The organism is Wolbachia endosymbiont (group A) of Sphaerophoria taeniata, from assembly GCF_947250735.1.
Taxonomy (GTDB): Bacteria; Pseudomonadota; Alphaproteobacteria; order Rickettsiales; family Anaplasmataceae; genus Wolbachia.
In genome coordinates, this window is record NZ_OX366344.1 from 1102886 (window position 1) to 1121447 (window position 18562).

Here is an 18562-nt window from a genome sequence, read left to right on the forward strand (position 1 = left end):
GACGAGGAAAATGGTTATTACATACTCAGGAAAGAAAATTACAGGGAGAGCAATTAAAGTATAGAATACTTCCCATAATATAAGGAAGAAATTAAACAATAAACTCGAAATCACAAACTCACATAAACTTATTTGAATTTAACTTTACTACAAATTAAAAGCAATAAGTTTAATTATTGATCATCTGAGTAATAGGATGCGAATCAGCTAATTTGTCCTTTAACTTTTCGTTAGCAATATGAGTATATATTTGTGTTGTAGAAAGGTTAGTATGGCCAAGAACTTTCTGTATCAACACAATATTTGCTCCGCTATCCAGTAGATGGGTAGCAAAAGAATGCCTAATCACGTGTGGAGAGATCTTATTTTCATCAATATTGCATTTTCTTGCTAACTCCTTCATTAATTGACCGACCCTCTGCCTTGTAATTGGTTTATTAGGTTTATCACCTGGGAATAGCCAATCGGATTCCTTTTCGTTAGGGATCAGATTGTCACGAACTGATAAATAATTTCTAAGGCTCTGCAATGCTTGTTCATTAAAAAGAATTTGCCTCTCTCTACCACTTTTTCCTTTTATTATTATATAGCATTCTTTGTTATTACTGTTTATTAAATGTGACACTTCACATAACTTCATATCAATTAGTTCAGAAACACGCATTCCAGAAGAGTAAAGGATATCTAAAATCGCACATAGCCTTTTACTGCTTATCTCTTTATTCGATTCGCTTGCTGATTTTCTCACTGCGTCCATTAGCAAAAATATTTCTTCGACACTTAAATACTTAGGCAAAGGACGAGAAACTTTTGGATTCTTTAATTCAGCATCATTAGCCGGTGCTGGATTAAAATCTATTATTCCGTCATTAAATAGACACTTATAGAAATTTTTCGTAGCGGATATTTTTCTTGATATAGAGCTACTTTTATATTTTTTTTGTGTACATAGATATTTCACATAATCTTTAATATTGGTTTTGTTTACGCCAACCAAGGTAGTGCCGCTTTCTAATAAAAATTCTTCAAACTGGTGTAAATCCGAACGATAACTTTCCAGAGTATTTTGTGTAGCGGATCTCTCTGAAGCCAAAGCATCTATGTAATATGTTATGTAAAGATTTTCTTTTTTATTTTGCGACTGTTTATTTTTCATTATCAGCTCCTATATTTATTTCTTTGGCTATAATTTGATTGGAAGTGTTTCCTATGTGTCTTATGAGAAAATATGAGACAAATAAGGCATTTATCAATAGAGTGAACATCACAAACCTTTGCTTTAACCTTTTTTTTAAATTTAATCTTACTCTTATCATAGTTAAATTATAACGTCAAATCTATAAAAAACACCTTATAAAGTGAGCTCTACTATAAATATAGAATACTTCTTAGCTGTATCTATCTATATTTATTATAACATAACATTTATTATAATTCTAACATGGACAGATAGAGATTTCAATTACGTTAGTGTTATGGGTGTTAATAAATTTTTAATATATACAATGAGTACTTTACAAAAGAAGAAATCAAATGGCATCTTTTTTAAATAAAGTGCTAATAAAAGGAACGGTCACATTTGACCCTATAGATTCATTATCTATCTTCTCTATAATTTTATCAATGCTATAGAAAGAACGTTCTATTCTTGCTAAAATATAATTAATCACTTTTAAATCAATTTTTAACTGTTTATCTGAAAATCGTTTTATTAGCATGATTCTTAATAATTCTTCGCTTGCAGGCAAAATTTTTACGCTGATAGTTGATAATATTCGAGAACTTAAATCTCTTAGTTTGAAGTTAAGTTTTTTTGGTGAAATTGAAGAAGTGATTAGCAGCTTCTTATCATTTTCTTTCATGTAATTGTAACAATGTAATAACATTTCTTCATCTTTAATGTTTTGTACGTCTTCTAAAATAAAAGCATCGCTATACCTAATCTCGCTTACAAAGTTATTCACATTGATAAAAATTGCATCGTTTATTGACTGCCAAATATGAGCAAGATGAGTTTTACCAGAGCTTTTAGGTCCAAAAAGAATGAGAGATTTCCAAGATAAATCCTCAATTACTGAATTATATATGTGCTTATTTTCATCTAAGATGATGTAATTTTGCCGACTATAATCAGCTTGATTGTTGTTAAATAAATTTAATTGCACATTAAACCTCTTACGTAACCTCTTTCTGATAGTAATTTTTGCGCAGAAATTTACTTACGCTCCTCAAATATCTCAGGTATTCTGGGCTCATTTCTCCTCTTACCATAAATTGATTATGCAAAAGGTCTGTTAGCCGTTTTTATAAAGCTCACTTTTAAAATATTTATTGATTGCATATTCTACTGATACATTGAACATTGCTATTATTGGAATAAAAAGTAATATACCTGTAAATCCAAAATATGAAGCGCATATAGTAATTCCCAGAATAATTACAGTTGGATGTATATGAACTTTTTTTCCTATTAATAAAGGAACTAATATGTTTGAATCTATTAATTGTCCAACACCAAATAATAGCAAAACGGCAGCACTTTCAAACCATTCACTAAATTGAGTAATAGCGCTCAAAAACCCAATAATGGTATATAATAATGGTCCTACGTAAGGTATGAACGTTAATATTCCTGATAAAATTCCAATAACAATAGAGTGTTTCAATCCGATTATGCTCAGGCTCACAGAGTAAAAGACCATCATGACAATACATACATTTACCTGCCCCTTTAGATAATTAGATATGATGAAATCCACTTTGGAAAAATAATTTGCAACTTTTTCTCTATAAGAAACAGGAATTAATTTATTAGCTTTTTCTATAATTAAAGGCCAATCACGTAATATATAGAAAAACACTACAGGAGTAATCACCATTAATGATACCGTGTGAATCAAGCTAAAGCTTGAACTTAACACTTGGATTATAAAGTTACTAGCAATATCAAGAGCATTTATGAAATAAGATACATAGTCGCTGTAATTTTCTGCTAGATTTTTAGATAAGTGATCAAATAAGCTATCCTCGATTTTTATATTAAGAAATTCTAATACAGAGGGGATTACTTTAAGTTTTAATGAAGGCACTTTACTCACTAAGAAATTTAATATTGAAGTAATTTGAACATATATAATAGGTAAAACAAATGTTATAACTAGTATAAAAGCTATTAATAAAACAAGTATTATAAAAATTACAGAACATGAACGCGGTATTCTATACTTTTCAAACTTGACTACTAGCGGATTAAACAAATATGCAATAACAATAGACATTAAACATGGAAAAATCATAGGACGCATCAGGAATAACATCCCTATTATAAAAAGCAGTATAAAACAAATAGTTATATGACGTTTTTGCATGCGTTTAGCATAGTCAATTTACTGAAAAATATACAGTTTATTGTAAATACTATCTATTCATTGTTTTATCAATTTTATTAAGTATTAGGTCAATCAAATTTTCACCCAATTCCCAACTAGATAAAACTCCGTTATGTGGATCATCTTCATACCTTTTCGAATTAACAATCTTGATCAATTTTCCACGTAGCAATACATCATTTTCTATTGCGTGCGCCAATTGTGCAGGTTGTGGTATTAAGTAATCTCTTTTGCTATTAATAACTATTATTGGCATATTCAATTTTCCCTCATCTCGCAACTTTCGTATATCGTTCACTAAATCAAAATCTAGATCTAAAGCCTTTAGCAATTTTTTAAAAATGGATGAGGGCAACATACTTAAAATTTTTGCTTGAGGGATCGGAAAATGCCCTATTGCTGTATGAAAAGAGCTGAAAGTGCTAGTAAAAATAACACTTCCAAGTTTAACGTTTTTGTCTGCAAAGTGCTTCAAAACTGCCGATGCAACTGCTCCTCCAAAGGAATGGCCAAAAAGTATAATGTTTTCAGGCCTCACACCCTTGTCCATTAATTCATTGATTTCTTCTATCGAGGGCTTAAGCAAACTTTGATCTCTATTTATAAAGGGAATAATAATAAGCATTACGGATAAAAAAATGCAAGTTAGAGCAGCTAAGCTTGCTAAACCAACTACTCCAGCTGTTATGGGGCTTATAAGTAGTAATATTGCAATGGGCGCTGATACAGATGCCACGAGGAACAAAAAGCTAACTGCAGCATAAGTTATGTAGTTTTGGAATATAGCCGGATATTTATGTGTATGAGCAATAGCTTTTAGCCTATTTCTGCCACATAAATGCTGTAAGCATTGTTGAGCATTTTTATGATTATCCCCTATTCCATGAAAGAATATAGGGTGTATCTCATTTTCTTTATTACACTTAGTAATGTGCATTCTAGCATCGTATTATATCTTATAAGATAATACACTCTTTTTTTAAAACTGTAAATAACTTGTTACTATACACTTACGCTGAAAATGATAAATATGCACACTAACAGACTTAAGAAATACAAAATAGCAGCATTAATAGTTGCAGCAGGAGTAGGCAGTAGATGCAGTAACACAATTCCTAAGCAGTATACAAAACTTGCAGGTAAATCTGTTTTATTTCATGCAATTAAAAGATTTCTGGCTAACCAATATATAGATTACATAAGAATAGCAATTAATAGAGACCATGAAAGTTTTTATAGGGAAGCAATGGATCTCTTATCCAACCATTATTTAAGTGAAAAATCAGCAGTACACTCCTTCCAGCGCGTGACGCTGGAATCTAGAAAAAAAGAAAGTATGGATCCAAGTAGTCAAGCTACTTGGATGACAGGAGGTGTAGATACTAAATTACTAAGTCCAATATATGGAGGAGAAAACAGGCAAAATTCAGTTAAACTAGGGCTTGAAAGCTTACAAAAAATTAACCCAGATTTTGTAGTTATACACGATGCTTGTAGGCCTTTTGTGTCAGATGTTCTGATAGATAACTTGGCTCAGTCCATGATTAATGATCAATATACAGGAGTAGTACCAGCAATAGAAGTCGAAGACACTATGTCATTGGTGGGTAATAATTTCGTTGAATCTACGATTTCAAGAGGAAAACTCAGAGCCATACAAACTCCTCAAATTTTTAATTTCAAAGAATTATTATCGTGCCATCAATCAGACAAAGAATTTACTGACGATTCATCACTAATGGTAGAGCACAAAAAACATGTTGCGATTATTAAAGGTGAGAAAAGCAATTTTAAGTTAACCACAAAAGAGGATATCAATATGGCAAAGCTTCTCTTTGAAGAGCCAAAATTTCGTGTCGGAACTGGTTATGATATACATAAGTTCATTAAAGTTCAAAATGGTGCTGAGAGCTTTATAAAAATTTGCGGTGTGAAAATTGAACACAACATGGCAATAGAAGCGCACTCTGATGGTGATGTTGCAATACATGCAATCGTTGATGCAATACTCGGAGCACTGGGATGTGGCGACATAGGAGAGCACTTTCCTCCTAGTTCCTCTGAATGGAAAGATTGCAATTCATCTCACTTTCTTGACTTTGCTGCTAAAAAAGCAAAGGAAAAAGGGTACAGCGTGTCTAATTTAGATATTACTATAGTTTGTGAGGAGCCTAAAATATCGCCTTACAAAGTAGAAATGAAGAAATTCATATCAAAAGCATTAGAGATTGATGATGAATTTGTAAATATCAAAGCAACCACTGCAGAAAAATTAGGTTCTATTGGAAGAAATGAAGGAATAGCAGCATATGCTTCTGTGTTATTGCATACAAACTTTTATTGGGAATAGAAACGAAAAAACTTCCTTGACAAACTCCGCCAACCCCCTTAACATAAACACTGAAGCTATTTATTTATCTTCTCTGTACAGATTAAATGACAAAAAAACTCACGTATCTGGCGTTTCATATTTAATTTTTTGCACTATGTGCACTCTATGTCTTTATAAAATTTCTAGGTTTTTACCTAATATAAGCTGAAATGCGCTTATAAAGCATTTAAAACATCAAAAAACGCCAACTTAAAAAATGGATAGTGAATAACTAGCTACCCTAGGGTTTCTTTTGCCTTTTTTTCTGTTTAGTAAATTTCTTAACGTTTATAATTTAGATTAGTTGCGGTTTAAAAGCAGCTGAATCGCGGTTATTAAGTGTTTAGAATAAAAAAACGCCATACTTGAAAGTATAATGTAAGTAATTAGCCAACCACGGGGCTTCTTTTGCCTTTTTTTTCATTTGGTAAATTTCTTAAATATTTATAGCTTATATCTAAAATAATACCTTGTATCTTTTTTCTGTTTAGGTTATGCAAGAACCCATGCTTGACACTTGGATTTAGTGCAGCTACCCTAAATTGGAATTGCTATTCTTGGCTGAAAGGAACACATTTTTAGAATAATGAAAACAATCAGCACTTTAATTCAAGAAGGATCGGAGTTATTATCGTCACATAAAGTTGAATCACCACATTTAGATTGTGAAATCATCATGCAGCACGTACTTGGAGTGGAAAGATCATTCATAATTATGAACCATGCTGATCAAGTGCCGATGGAGAAAGAACTTTTATTTTGGAAATTAACAAAAAAAAGAGCGGAAAGATATCCAATATCGCAAATAATAGGTAATCGTGAATTCTGGAGTAAAAATTTTATAGTTAACCAGCATGTTTTGGATCCAAGACCAGATAGTGAAACATTAATCTCAACAGTGTTAAAATATTACCCAAATAAAAAGCAGAGACTAAAAATTGCAGATTTTGGTACAGGCACAGGTTGTTTATTGATATCCGTACTTAGTGAGTATGAATATGCCGTTGGTATCGGTTTTGAAAAAAGCTTGGAAGCATACAAAGTTGCCTATCAGAACACAAAGAAACATAATCTCCTCATCAGAGCCAAAATATTTCCAAGCTCATGGACAGAGTGCAGAGGTTCATTCGATCTTATAATTAGCAACCCTCCATATATTAAAAGAAGCAAATTGAAAGACTTGCAAGCTGAAGTGCAAAAAGAGCCAAGAATTGCTCTTGATGGTGGAATTGATGGTTTAAACTGTTACTTGAGTATTTTTTCAATATTAAGGAGGTGTCTTAAAAAAAATGGGTTTGCGATATTGGAGATAGGTGAAGATCAAAATGATATTGACAAAATAATACCCTCATACAAATTAGCTTTTCAGGAATATGTACATGATTTGGCAGGAATGAAGAGGTGCATTGTTGTGCAAAAAACATAGCTAATGTTTTCTTGTATTATCTCCTTCATCCCATATTATCCTATGTCATTCCAGTACCCTCTACCTCGTCATCCCAGTGCGTGACACTGGGATCTATATTTAACTAGATCCTATGGTCAAGCCATAGGATGATAGGAACGGTTTTATGCATTTTTTAAAAGGGCAACATGTTTAAGCTTTGCTGGCAAAGTGGAAAGTAAGGCCAGCCTCTATGCCGTGTGTGTGAAATAGTTGATTACCTATATTTATTTCCTCAGTTACTTTGTTACCTAAGCTAGGATCAAGCTTCTTTTTTCCAATATTATTAGGGTCGTCTACCACTTGTCCTAACTTTTCTGCTGTAAGCTTAATATCGCTACCAATAGCACCAAAACCTCTATATCCGATATGCATATTTACATCTTCGTTTATGCGATAGTCAAAGCCAGCTTTTAATTGACCTGCGGGTCTTATTGACGGTTTTTCAAACATCGTCATTCTTGTTGCACCGATTCCAATACCAACGTAAGGAGAAAAAGAGAAACGGTCACTTTTCCAATGATGATAAACATTTGCCATTACAGATATGTTCTCAATTTGGTCATGACTAACTGCAGCACTATGGAGATAAGTTCCTTTATTAGGATCCTTGTCAATCTTCTTTAGGTATGAAACAGTTATTTGGCTACTTGTTAAACCAATATTATCCACTTTTACAGAAGAATACATTCCTTCCAATTCAGCTCTATAGCTGTTGTTACCCAATTCCCCTGTGTAACCAAATGCCACATTTGCAGCAAAAGGTGGATTATAATCTCCTTTATACTTACTTAGTAATTGACCTTCTGTTCTCTGAGCACTCGTGTCATTTATAGATACCTTATTAGTATCTTCAGCATCCTTATCTCCAATTTTTGCTTTCAACTCACCCATGCCATTTAAAAATTGACCGTAATACCCACTACCAAAGTAAAATCCTTCTGTTTCACTTGCAAAAGATTGTTGTGACAACAGCAAAGCAAGTGCTGTAACCGCTAATGTTTTTTTACTAATCATTACTACTCCCCTAGTTAAAATAGCTAATCTAATACTAATTAATTAAAAATGGCTTAATATGAAAAACCTAATTATTTGCATAACTTGCACTTTTCTGAGCTAAAAATAGGCAAAGTTAACCTTTATTTTTGATCATTTTTTAATTTATCGTCAATATCCTCATCTTCAAATTCATCATCCTCGTCTTCGTCATCAAACCCATCATCGCTCCTCTCGTCATCAAACCCTTCATCATCATCTTCAAACTTATCGTCAATATCTTCATCATCAATATCTTCGTCTGCAAATTCATCTGATTCATCATACACTGCATCCTCTGTTTTAGTTTCAGCAGGATAATCAACTGAATTAGGCCCCTCAAGAGCATTATTCCCCTCGTTATTAACCTTATCTTTGCTCGCAGCAGCAGAAAGAACTTTGTTTGGGTCATATGGTTCTTGTGTAGGCACACGAGTTTGCTTGAGCAGTCTTTTTGTGAAGGTGCTATCACTATAGTACAAAATTTTCTTTGATTTAATTGGGTAAGTTGACTCTATTAAAATTATCTGATCGTCGCGTGGCAACATAATAACTTCTTGAGGCAATAGCAATGCCCTCTGTGTTTCAGAGATATGCAACGACCTTGAAGCAGGATTTAAATCTAAAAATTTAGGCTTATTCAACGATTCTTGTTGTACAGTTTTGTTTCCTATAAGTTGCGATATTAAATTAGCTGTTTCAATATTATTGGCTGCAAAAGTTATTCTGTAAGTCGAGTTTGACAAAAAGGAGTTCATTCCTGCTTCTTCGTATATTCCTTTGAGCTGCTCAGTATCTTGAACAATTAAGAATAACCTAACTCGATAACCACGAAAATATGCAATACCTGTTTGAAATTGCTCCATTTTTCCAAGTGTAGGAAACTCATCCATTAAAAACAATACGCCATAAGGCTCGTCATCCGATGGCAATTTTCTACATAAAAACTCAGTTGCCTGTTGGTAAAAAACCTGCATTAAAGGCCTGAGCCTAGTCAAGTTGTCAGGAGTTAAACCAACATAAACTGTAGTTTTCTTCTTTTTAAAATCTAAAATATTAAAATCACTTGACGCAGTTGCAGTATCAATCAATGGGTTTGCCCACAATTCAAGCGATGAGTTCATAGTTGATACAACACCCGACCTTTCTTTATCAGCTTTTTGTAAAAAAGCTGCAATATTCATATATGCTACAGGGTGTAGTATTTTACCCATTGTATCAAGAGCAACAGCAAGATTATAAACTACGTCATCACTACGCATCGTACGCACAACTTCACCAAAAGATTTAACTTTCTCTGGTGCAGCAAGTAAGTATAATACCACTCCAACAAATAAGCTTCTTGCTTCATTTTGCCAAAAGTCTTGTTCAGGCATGATGAGGTTAGCTATTTTTTGCACATCGTCAACCATCTGCCCAGGTTTTTTACTAATCCATTGTAATGGATTGTAACAGTGACTTATTCCATCTGGCTGCGCTGGATTCCATACGTATACTTTTTGTCCTTGTCGTTCTCGCCAACCACTTGTTATTTCATAGTTTTCTAATTTTATGTCGTGTACAATTACCGAGTCAGTCCAAAATAATAAATTAGGAATTACAAAGCCAACACCCTTACCAGAACCTGTAGGTGCAAATAACAATGCATGCTGAAACCCATCAGCAATAAAGTATCCTCTTTTATCTTTACCAAGCAATAATCCCTTTTTGCTTCTTAATCCTGCTTTTCGTATGTCTTTCTCTGATGCCCACTGCGAGTCTCCATGAAGTGATTCTTTCTTTTTAAATGGTCGCCACTCAATTATCCTTTCTCTTAAATTCCATAAGATAATCATTAAAACAACAATAGGCATTGTAGAAGATAGAATTAATTTAAATTTGAGCTCAAGGCTATATAACTCTGGGTGGTGCCAACAATATTGTATATGATCAAAAATCGTTGGCCAAAGAGCTTGAGGGAAAGGCGTCAAACTAGGATTAATTGCCTTAAAATCCACAGCATCCGGACCGTCAACTAATAGAAAGAACAATATACCAGATAGATAGAAGCAAAACTCAAGTACGCTAAAAGCTACTACACCTCCTATGAGAATATTACGTAGGTGATTTCCATTACTCATAAACTACTCTTTTTTAACTTATGTATAAATTTAAGCATTTTCGCTTGCAGATCTAGTAAATAATATCTCAGAAATGCTTCTTTTGCCCCCACCGGTTCTTTTTAGCTGAATAACAATATCAATCACATTTCTAATGTATGGTATAATTTGGTCTAGAGGAATGCCAAGATTTGCCTGCATAACCATCAATTTTATTTGCTCAAGGGCCATTGTTGGACTATCCGCATGAAGGGTTGATATTGATCCAGGGTGACCAGTATTTATCGCCCTAAGAAAACTAAAAGCTTCCGCTCCACGGAGCTCACCAACTATTATTCTGTCTGGCCTTAAACGTAAGCACGCCTCTATCAAATCTTGAGTGGTTACTTTTGCTCTGCCCTGCCCTCCTTTGGAGGCAATCAGATGCACTCTATTTGGATGATCGTTCAAAACGATTTCCCTTGCATCCTCAACAGTAATAATTCTTTCCTCAGTTGGAATAGCACGCAAAGTAGCATTAGTAAAAGTAGTCTTACCAGTGGAAGTTCCACCGCTAATTATAATATTTTTCTTACTTATTACAGCGTATTCTAAAAACTCTTTTATTTTTTTTTGCCTTAACAGTAAATCCAAATGACGGTCAACTGGATTATCAGTTGCTTCTGTAACAGTTTCAGAAAAAGCCCCCATTTTTTCGTAATCATCGAGTGCTAATTGCATGCTAGAAGGCTTACGAATCGATATGACTACTTTATCAGGTTCACATGCTGGTGGAAATACTATCTGTATACGATAACCATTTGGTAATGTTGCCGAAAGTAAAGGTGCTTCTTCGCTAAGTTTTTGTTCTGTAGCTTGAGCAATCAGTCTGCCAAGAGATTTCAAATGGTTAAGATCGAATACTTCTAATTTTTCACACCTTATTTCACCGCGATTTTCAATCCATACTTCCTTTGGCTTATTTATTGATATTTCATTTACGCCTTCTTCTTGAAATATGCCTTGTAATGGCTCCAAATATGTATCAAGTGCAGCATAATTCATTTCATTGATTTAATATTGCCTGTGGAGGAAATACTATATCTTGGTTAACAAATACTTTCAACGCGGTGCCTTGATCGACATAAATAGTTGGTTTTTTATCTGTATATCTGCCCACTATATCTCGCATGTCTTTAGAAAAATCATTGATTGACTTCCCGATTGCTTCATCATAAACAGATTTGCTTCTTTTCTGAGTTTGCCTCAACAGTTGACGTACATCGTCTAAAGTTATACTGATATTGTCACTAGTAATTGCATCAACTCCACTAGCTCCAGAACTTTTTATCACACTTACTATTTCTTCCTTTATTATTCTCAGTAAATCCTGATCACTTTTAGCATTCCGAATTTTTTCAATAGCCCTAAGACCCAATTTCCATTTTTCGTCTCCTACCATCCCAACTTCAGTTTTTATAGTATCCTCCAATCTCTCAACAATAGCCCCTTTGAGAGAAGAGATATCTATTTCAGTTGCAGTGATGGATCTCACCGCATCCATAGCAGTTAGCGTATCAATAAGATTAGAGGCCTTTTGCCCTATAACAGCCGAACCAATTGAAACACCAGCAAGTGCCACTGAAGAGAATAATGCACTTACTATTTTATTATCAACTATTCCAGCTATTCCTGCTCTGCCAAGCTCGTCAGTACTAAGTGATGAGATAGCAATATCTATTCCATGAGTAAGAATGACCCTACTCCAGTTTATATTTACACGAGCTCTTGCGACATTCGAGTCAAATGAATAACTGCCTATCAATCTTGAGCCTTTAGGTATTAAAACTGTATCACCAGTTTCTGCATAAACATCTCTACTCACCATAGCACGCAGCATTCCTTGCAGATCAGAGTTTATTGCAGTTTCAAGAACAGCATCAATAATTTTACCTTGAGTAACCATTAAACCAAGCTTTCCTACTCTGGTAGCTTTGCTCGATTGTGCTGAAGTGTCAGATAAAATAGCATCAGCAGCCTTATTCTCTCCACCATCACTTGAAATTGTTAACATTTGTGCACTACGTCTGTCTCTAGGATAACCGCTACCCCCTATTGTAGGAAACGAGGTAGGTAAATTGCCCATAACATTACTAGAAGGAAAATTTTGCTTTGGCAAAATAGGTATATTTGACACAGGAGTTTCTTTTGGTTTCTCTTCTTCTTTTCTAATTTGTTTTATTTCTGGTATGATTGGTGGTGTAGGAAGAGGAGGTAAGGGTGGTAAGGGATCAGTTATTATTCTTTCAGGAACCATTACATTATCTGGAACTTGTTCCAACTTTCCCTTCAATTCTTGAACATTTTGCTTTGTTTCCTCTTTTTTAATAACTTCTGAACCCTCTTTATGAGAAGGACTAAAATAGAGATAATACACTCCACCAACCAGAAGCACTAAAATAATGACCATCAATGCCCTATGACCTTGATTAGAGCCAACTGTTACTACCTTGTTCTCTATTTCTGATTCATCTTCTGAATTGTTACGCCTTTCTTTATTCATATTGCATATACCACAGCTAAAGTGACCTATTTATAATTTCAACTTCACCATCTTCATAACGCATAAATAGCTTTTTATGTACTCCTTTTATTATAACATAATCATCAAATAACAGCCTTTTACAAGGTTTATCCTCCTCTTCTACAAAAATCTGAGGTATTTTATTATTATTTCTAAATTTTAAATAGGTTAAATAACCATCATCAAATAGCTCAATCGGAACTATATCCGCATTACCACCTTCATCAATATATGTATAATTGTACTTCGTATCATTTTCTTGTATTATTTTTTCTGGCTTGTCTGTAGTATATTGCATTTGAGTAGGTAAAGAAACCTCATCTAAATCAAGATCAAATTCACCTTCTTCTTGAGGATAATAAAAACGTACTACGTAAGATATATCCTTTTCAGCAGAATAATCGTGACCCACTTTCTTAGCATCAGTATCTGGGTATTTATCGTAGTTTGGCCTTGAGATTAAATCAAAAATGTAATTTCTTTTTTTAGTTGTTGTAATAATCATGTTAGTGCGACTACTAACTTCAAATGGCATGATAAGCAATTTATTGTCATAAGGATTAATTTTCCAACTTGATGCATCACCAACAGCGATATTTTTAACTTTTTCTCCTTCCGCAAATTCAATATAAGAATAGTAACCCTGACTAAAAACCACCGTAAATACTTCATTAGGGCTATACACAAAAGTCTTTATTCTACTATCTACAGAAATAGGCTCATTATAATTAATGGATGCGTTTAAATTGCCACTTACAAGTAAAGCTAAAACTAATAATATCCTATACATATTCATCATCTACTCTATATGAAATAACTTGAAATCCTAATGGGTTAATATATCTTTGCTGATCATCCATTTCAAGCGATGCATATCTATATGACATAATAACTATCTTATTTTTTCTTGTGGAACTTCCATCTTTCCGTATAAATTCCACAAAAAACCTCACCTGAAGAGCATCGTTACCCAATTTTTGAATTGAGCGAATTTTAAATTCACTTTTGGTATCTGAGTACAAATTAAAAAGATCATCCATATTCTGTGATCCTACATAATTTCTAAATTCATTATACACATTAGGTGAGGAAAACAACCTCACCTTTGTATAATAGTTATAATTATAATGATATGGATCAAAAACCTCCCTTGCTTTTATATACTCTGAAATAAAATAATCGTTTAGCGCTTCATTTGCAGAATATTGTTTTACTGTGACAGGATCAACCAATTGCACTATTCCTGATTTCTTGTCAATTTCTATAACAAATGGCTCAATAGTGCTACTTGTGCTAATTTTAAATATGACTAATATGCTGATAGAGATCGTTGCTAATAATATTAATGCAAATAAAAGTAGAATATTCCTTTGAGCAATAACTGTGCTGTAGCGGTTTGAATTCCAATCTATATCCTTATCTAAGGATTCAGTATTTTTTTCTCGCTTAAAAAATCTTAGCATTTTAGTATTCCTAAAAATCTTAACTTATGTTAATAAACATAGCAAATTAACAAAGTAGTTACAACAAAAAAGCTAAAAAACTCTTAATCTATGGCCTAGCTTACCAAACTTTGTCTCCATATATGAATCGTTATATTTATTACGTTCCACAATAAGTGGTAGACACTTTGTAACTCCTATACCACTACTTTCCAATTCTGACAATTTCCTATCATTGTTTGTAAGTAATTGGATTTTGTTAATGTTCAATTTATTAAGCATTTTAGCTGCAACAGCAAAACTCCTTTCATCATCTTCAAAACCTAATATTCTGTTTGCATCAACAGTATCAAGATTATGTCCTCTTTGCACACTGTACGCTCTTAACTTATTAGTTAAACCAATGCCTCTTCCATCTTGCATCAAATACAATATAATACCACTTCCAGAGTCAGCTATCATTTGAATTGCTTGATGTAACTGACTTCTGCAATCGCATGATAAGCTATCTAACAAGTCACCCGTATAGCACGAAGAATGAATTCTTACTAATGGTTCGCCATCTTTATCTGGATTGCCAATGATAATTGCATGATGTTCTCTTCCACCACTTTCTGTTCTATAAGATATGATATTTACTTCTTGAGTCTGTTTTAAAAATAATGATGTTTTGCACACTTCATATACATCCTGATTTTCTTGAAAATTATTTATGAATGACGTGTCCAGTGCAATAATGTCATTTTTCTCGCACCAATTTCGCATTTCATGGTTATTCTCAAAAGTCATATCAGCCACTAACGCGTATGGCAATAATTCTGAGAACTTAAGCAAGGCAATAGCACATTCATCTATTGTCTTTGAGCATTGCAACTCTCTTATGCAATCTTCTTTTGAACAGTTTATTAAATGGAGCAGTTCATCAAAATTATTCACCAACAGACGTTTGCTGTTATGTTCTTTATTCTGAGATATGTATTTTACCTTACTTGAAGTTAAAGTAACATATACATTACTTGATATAAGCTTGTATTGATTAAATAAATCTCTTTCTAAAGCCTCAGCAGCAGCAAACAATAGGTAATTACTTTTATCATATATTACAATTGGCCGGCCGCGCCTGATTTCGCTGATAGCTCTTTCTACCTTATTGCTACTCTGATTTCCTATAAACATTTTTACCCATATTAAGCAGCTATGAAAAAACTGGTGCGGCCGAGAAGACTTGAACTTCCAAGGCCTTATGAGCCACAGCGACCTCAACGCTGCGTGTCTACCAATTTCACCACGGCCGCACTATATTCTAGTTTTTATATAATTATTTTAAATTATTTAATCATTTTAGAATTTTTCATCTAGAGTGTCAATCTGATACTAGAATAATTTAGAAATTACTTGTATAATTTGATTATGAATTTTGTGATTATAAATTTTAATCATTTAAGACAACCTTACTACTAATTTTTAACTTAGGTTTTTATACAAATGAATGTAGCTAATATCTTTATTTTTTTAGCTCTATCTCTTATAACCAGCTTTCATTTCGTCCATGCACAGATATTATACACATGGTCTCAAGTTATCCCAGAAAATAAATTAAGCATACGTGCAATTACAGACAATGACATGTGTCCCATTGTTTATGTCGATGGCGAGGAAATAGAAATGCTGAATCGCAGCTCAATTAACAATGGTGATCATAACGAAACAGTTTGTGAACTGACAGCACAAACAAGTGCCAAAAACATTAGTATTGAGGATCTACGAGTTCCTATATTACCAGAAAAGGTTAATAAAATTGCTTTTATTGGTGACACGGGTTGTAGAATAAATATGTTATTTCAGCAGGAATGTAATTCGGTAGATAGCTGGCCTTTAAAAAAAAATTTAGATTCAATCGCCCTTCATAAACCAGATTTAATTATCCATGTTGGTGATTATCATTATAGACAAACAAAATGTAGAAATACAAAAAAGTGTGGCGATATTTATGGATATAATAAAAAAGCTTGGTACGCTGATTGGTTTGAGCCTGCAAAGGATATTTCATTACAATCCCCTTTCCTTTTTGTTCGTGGAAACCATGAGAGTTGTAATAGAGCTTATGAAGGATGGTTCAGGTATCTAGATTCATACCCCTTTTCGTCTGAAAAATGTGGAAACTTCGTTTCTAGTTGGTCCTTAGATGCTGGACCGATGAAATTTTTTATCTTCGACTCTTCATCCGGTGAGGATATTTTTACAACCCAAAGCACAATTGATGCTTTTGAAAGGCAATTTGATAAATTGATACAAGATAAGCCCACGTGGTTTTTAACTCATAAACCGCTTTGGAGATCTCCAAAAAAAGAATTTTTGACATTAAAAAGCCATGGTAATCTTACACAAATTGAAGCTTTTGGAGATAAATTTCCAAGCAATGTCACTACCATAGTTTCTGGCCACATTCATATAGCCCAGATTTTATTAATGGATAATGTTCCAGACCAGATTATAGTTGGAAACGGTGGTGCATTATTACACGCTCAAGATCAAGAGCCTGTTTATCAAAATGTAGAATTTGACTATTCAAATGGTAGAAACTACTTAGCACACGAGGTTAGAAACTTTTTCGGTTTTGGCTTTGCAATACTAAACTTAGATGATCACAAATTTACCTTCTATAATCAACACAATAAGGAAATGTATTCTGCGAAGCTAACAGAAGATTTTAAACTTAAACGGATTAAAACTATAGTCAATTCATTTTAGGACTTGTTATTAGCTATTTTAACAACGCTACTTAAACATTTTTTTTAATCGATTGATTTCATCAGCAAATTTTGAGTCGGTCTTTATAAAATTTTCTACTTGTTTTACTGCATGTATAACGGTAGCATGGTCTCTGCCACCAAAGTTTCTCCCAATATCTGGTAGGCTTTTTTGCGTAAATTTTTTGGCAAAATACATAGCTATTTGTCTTGGCCTTGCAAGACTGCGAAGTCTTCTATTGGATTGCATATCTGCAACCTTTATATTGAAAAATTCAGCTACTTTCTTTTGTATTTCTTCTATTGTGATTGACCTATGATTTGACCTAAGAAGATCGATTAGGGTTTCACTAGCTGATTCTACCGTCATACTTCTTCCAATTAATGAGGTATGGGTAACCTTATTTAATGCTCCTTCTAATTCTCTTATATTAGATTTTATGTTCCTTGCTAAAAACTCTAGGACATCTTTCGGAACATACATATTCATCTGCTCCACTTTTGCCTGCAATATACCAAGCCTTAATTCAAAAGTTGTTTCATTAATATCTGCCACCAACCCCCAACCGAGTCGTGATCTTATTCTTTCTTCCACTCCATCAAGATCACTAGGAGACCTATCAGCTGATATAACCAATTGCTTATTTTGGTCTATCAATGCATTGAAAGTGTGAAAAAATTCTTCTTGTGTACTATCTTTACCACTGATAAATTGCACATCATCTACCATCAATACATCTACTGATCTAAATTGCTCTTTAAATAACATAATATCTTTGCTTCGCAGCGCTGTAATATATTGGTACATGAATTTCTCTGCTGATAAATATACTACTTTTCTTTTTTCTGATGGGGAATTGACTATGTGCCAAGCTATAGCATGCATTAGATGTGTTTTACCAAGTCCCACTCCACCATATAGAAACAAAGGATTGCTGCCTAATATTGGATCTATAGATTCTGCCACACGCTTTGCCGCCGTAAATGCTAATTCATTTGGCTTTCCCACTACAAAATTATCAAAGGTGAACCTTGGATCCAGCGGCGAACCAAGATTATGATTACTTTCCTCTCTGTTTTTTAGTATAACATTAAAATTTGAATTCCTTTCCTCAATTACTTGAATATCAATAGAACGTATGCTTTTATCTTCGCTTTGCCATAATGATAATATTTTTTTCATGTAATGAACTGTAATCCACTCTTTTATAAACCTTGTTGACACGGATAAAAGAACTTCCCCATTTCTGCTACTGACAAATTTTAGCGAACTCAGCCAGCTGTTATATGTTGCTTCTCCATAAAGATTATAAAGACAATTTTGGATTTTTTCCCAAGTAACATTGTGATCCGTTACTGTAATAATCTGATCAAAAAACATAGTAGAAACCTTAGGGCTAGTTAAGTTCATATACCATACCAAGAAAAAAGCAACAATTAGAAAAATACAAGATAATCAATAGCTTACT

15 protein-coding genes and 1 tRNA gene are annotated in these 18562 nt (G+C 33.5%); 3 read left to right on the forward strand and 13 right to left on the reverse strand.

Going from position 1 to position 18562, the window contains the following annotated elements; all coding sequences use genetic code 11:
* Nucleotides 1-169 precede the first annotated feature (169 nt).
* From OOK84_RS05470 to OOK84_RS05485, 4 genes are all read right to left on the reverse strand, one after another.
* The gene (locus OOK84_RS05470; protein WP_264731460.1) at nucleotides 170-1156 is read right to left on the reverse strand and encodes a tyrosine-type recombinase/integrase; all 987 of its coding nucleotides are present in this window, start codon (nucleotides 1154-1156) and stop codon (nucleotides 170-172) included.
* Nucleotides 1157-1529: 373 nt separating this feature from the next.
* Nucleotides 1530-2165: a DnaA ATPase domain-containing protein gene (locus tag OOK84_RS05475; protein ID WP_253309351.1), complete on the reverse strand. Its 636-nt coding sequence runs from the start codon at nucleotides 2163-2165 to the stop codon at nucleotides 1530-1532.
* A 129-nt stretch (nucleotides 2166-2294) separates the two neighbouring features.
* The gene (locus OOK84_RS05480; protein ID WP_264735948.1) at nucleotides 2295-3368 is read right to left on the reverse strand and encodes an AI-2E family transporter; all 1074 of its coding nucleotides are present in this window, start codon (nucleotides 3366-3368) and stop codon (nucleotides 2295-2297) included.
* Between the two features lie 49 nt (nucleotides 3369-3417).
* A complete protein-coding gene (locus tag OOK84_RS05485; protein WP_264731462.1) occupies nucleotides 3418-4326 on the reverse strand; it encodes a PGAP1-like alpha/beta domain-containing protein in 909 nt (302 codons plus the stop codon).
* A gap of 84 nt (nucleotides 4327-4410) precedes the next feature.
* On the opposite strand from OOK84_RS05485, the gene ispF reads away from it, so the two are divergent.
* Nucleotides 4411-5739 carry a 2-C-methyl-D-erythritol 2,4-cyclodiphosphate synthase gene (gene ispF / locus OOK84_RS05490; protein ID WP_264731464.1) on the forward strand — a complete coding sequence of 443 codons (1329 nt, stop codon included), beginning with the start codon at nucleotides 4411-4413 and terminating at the stop codon, nucleotides 5737-5739.
* Nucleotides 5740-6346: 607 nt separating this feature from the next.
* Nucleotides 6347-7186, forward strand: a complete 840-nt coding sequence (prmC, locus tag OOK84_RS05495; protein WP_264731466.1) for a peptide chain release factor N(5)-glutamine methyltransferase — start codon at nucleotides 6347-6349, stop codon at nucleotides 7184-7186.
* A gap of 171 nt (nucleotides 7187-7357) precedes the next feature.
* Here prmC and OOK84_RS05500 read toward each other — a convergent pair whose 3' ends face one another.
* The 8 genes from OOK84_RS05500 to OOK84_RS05535 all read right to left on the reverse strand — a co-directional run bounded on the left by OOK84_RS05500 (nucleotide 7358) and on the right by OOK84_RS05535 (nucleotide 15638).
* Nucleotides 7358-8221, reverse strand: a complete 864-nt coding sequence (locus OOK84_RS05500; protein ID WP_264731468.1) for a P44/Msp2 family outer membrane protein — start codon at nucleotides 8219-8221, stop codon at nucleotides 7358-7360.
* 122 nt (nucleotides 8222-8343) lie between these two features.
* Nucleotides 8344-10359, reverse strand: coding sequence for a type IV secretory system conjugative DNA transfer family protein (locus tag OOK84_RS05505; protein ID WP_264731469.1), 2016 nt, complete (start codon nucleotides 10357-10359; stop codon nucleotides 8344-8346).
* Nucleotides 10360-10389: 30 nt separating this feature from the next.
* Nucleotides 10390-11382, reverse strand: coding sequence for a P-type DNA transfer ATPase VirB11 (gene virB11 / locus OOK84_RS05510; protein WP_264731471.1), 993 nt, complete (start codon nucleotides 11380-11382; stop codon nucleotides 10390-10392).
* A gap of 1 nt (nucleotide 11383) precedes the next feature.
* Entirely contained in the window at nucleotides 11384-12880 is a 1497-nt protein-coding gene (locus OOK84_RS05515; protein ID WP_264731473.1) for a TrbI/VirB10 family protein, read from the reverse strand.
* Between the two features lie 16 nt (nucleotides 12881-12896).
* Nucleotides 12897-13697 carry a P-type conjugative transfer protein VirB9 gene (virB9, locus tag OOK84_RS05520; protein WP_253309956.1) on the reverse strand — a complete coding sequence of 267 codons (801 nt, stop codon included), beginning with the start codon at nucleotides 13695-13697 and terminating at the stop codon, nucleotides 12897-12899.
* Complete coding sequence (locus OOK84_RS05525) at nucleotides 13684-14364, reverse strand: VirB8 family type IV secretion system protein (protein WP_264731475.1); 681 nt, start codon at nucleotides 14362-14364, stop codon at nucleotides 13684-13686. The genes virB9 and OOK84_RS05525 overlap by 14 nt, the downstream gene beginning before the upstream one ends.
* 72 nt (nucleotides 14365-14436) lie before the next feature.
* Nucleotides 14437-15519: a GTP cyclohydrolase II gene (locus OOK84_RS05530; protein WP_264731477.1), complete on the reverse strand. Its 1083-nt coding sequence runs from the start codon at nucleotides 15517-15519 to the stop codon at nucleotides 14437-14439.
* Nucleotides 15520-15550: 31 nt separating this feature from the next.
* Nucleotides 15551-15638: transfer RNA gene (locus tag OOK84_RS05535), tRNA-Leu, on the reverse strand.
* Between the two features lie 190 nt (nucleotides 15639-15828).
* Between OOK84_RS05535 and OOK84_RS05540 the strand changes: the two genes are divergently transcribed.
* Nucleotides 15829-17094 (forward strand): metallophosphoesterase family protein, encoded by a 1266-nt coding sequence (locus OOK84_RS05540; RefSeq protein ID WP_264731479.1) that lies wholly within the window; start codon nucleotides 15829-15831, stop codon nucleotides 17092-17094.
* Nucleotides 17095-17121: 27 nt separating this feature from the next.
* On the opposite strand, the gene dnaA is transcribed toward OOK84_RS05540, so the two are convergent.
* Nucleotides 17122-18504 (reverse strand): chromosomal replication initiator protein DnaA, encoded by a 1383-nt coding sequence (gene dnaA, locus OOK84_RS05545; protein ID WP_253309363.1) that lies wholly within the window; start codon nucleotides 18502-18504, stop codon nucleotides 17122-17124.
* Nucleotides 18505-18562 lie beyond the last annotated feature (58 nt).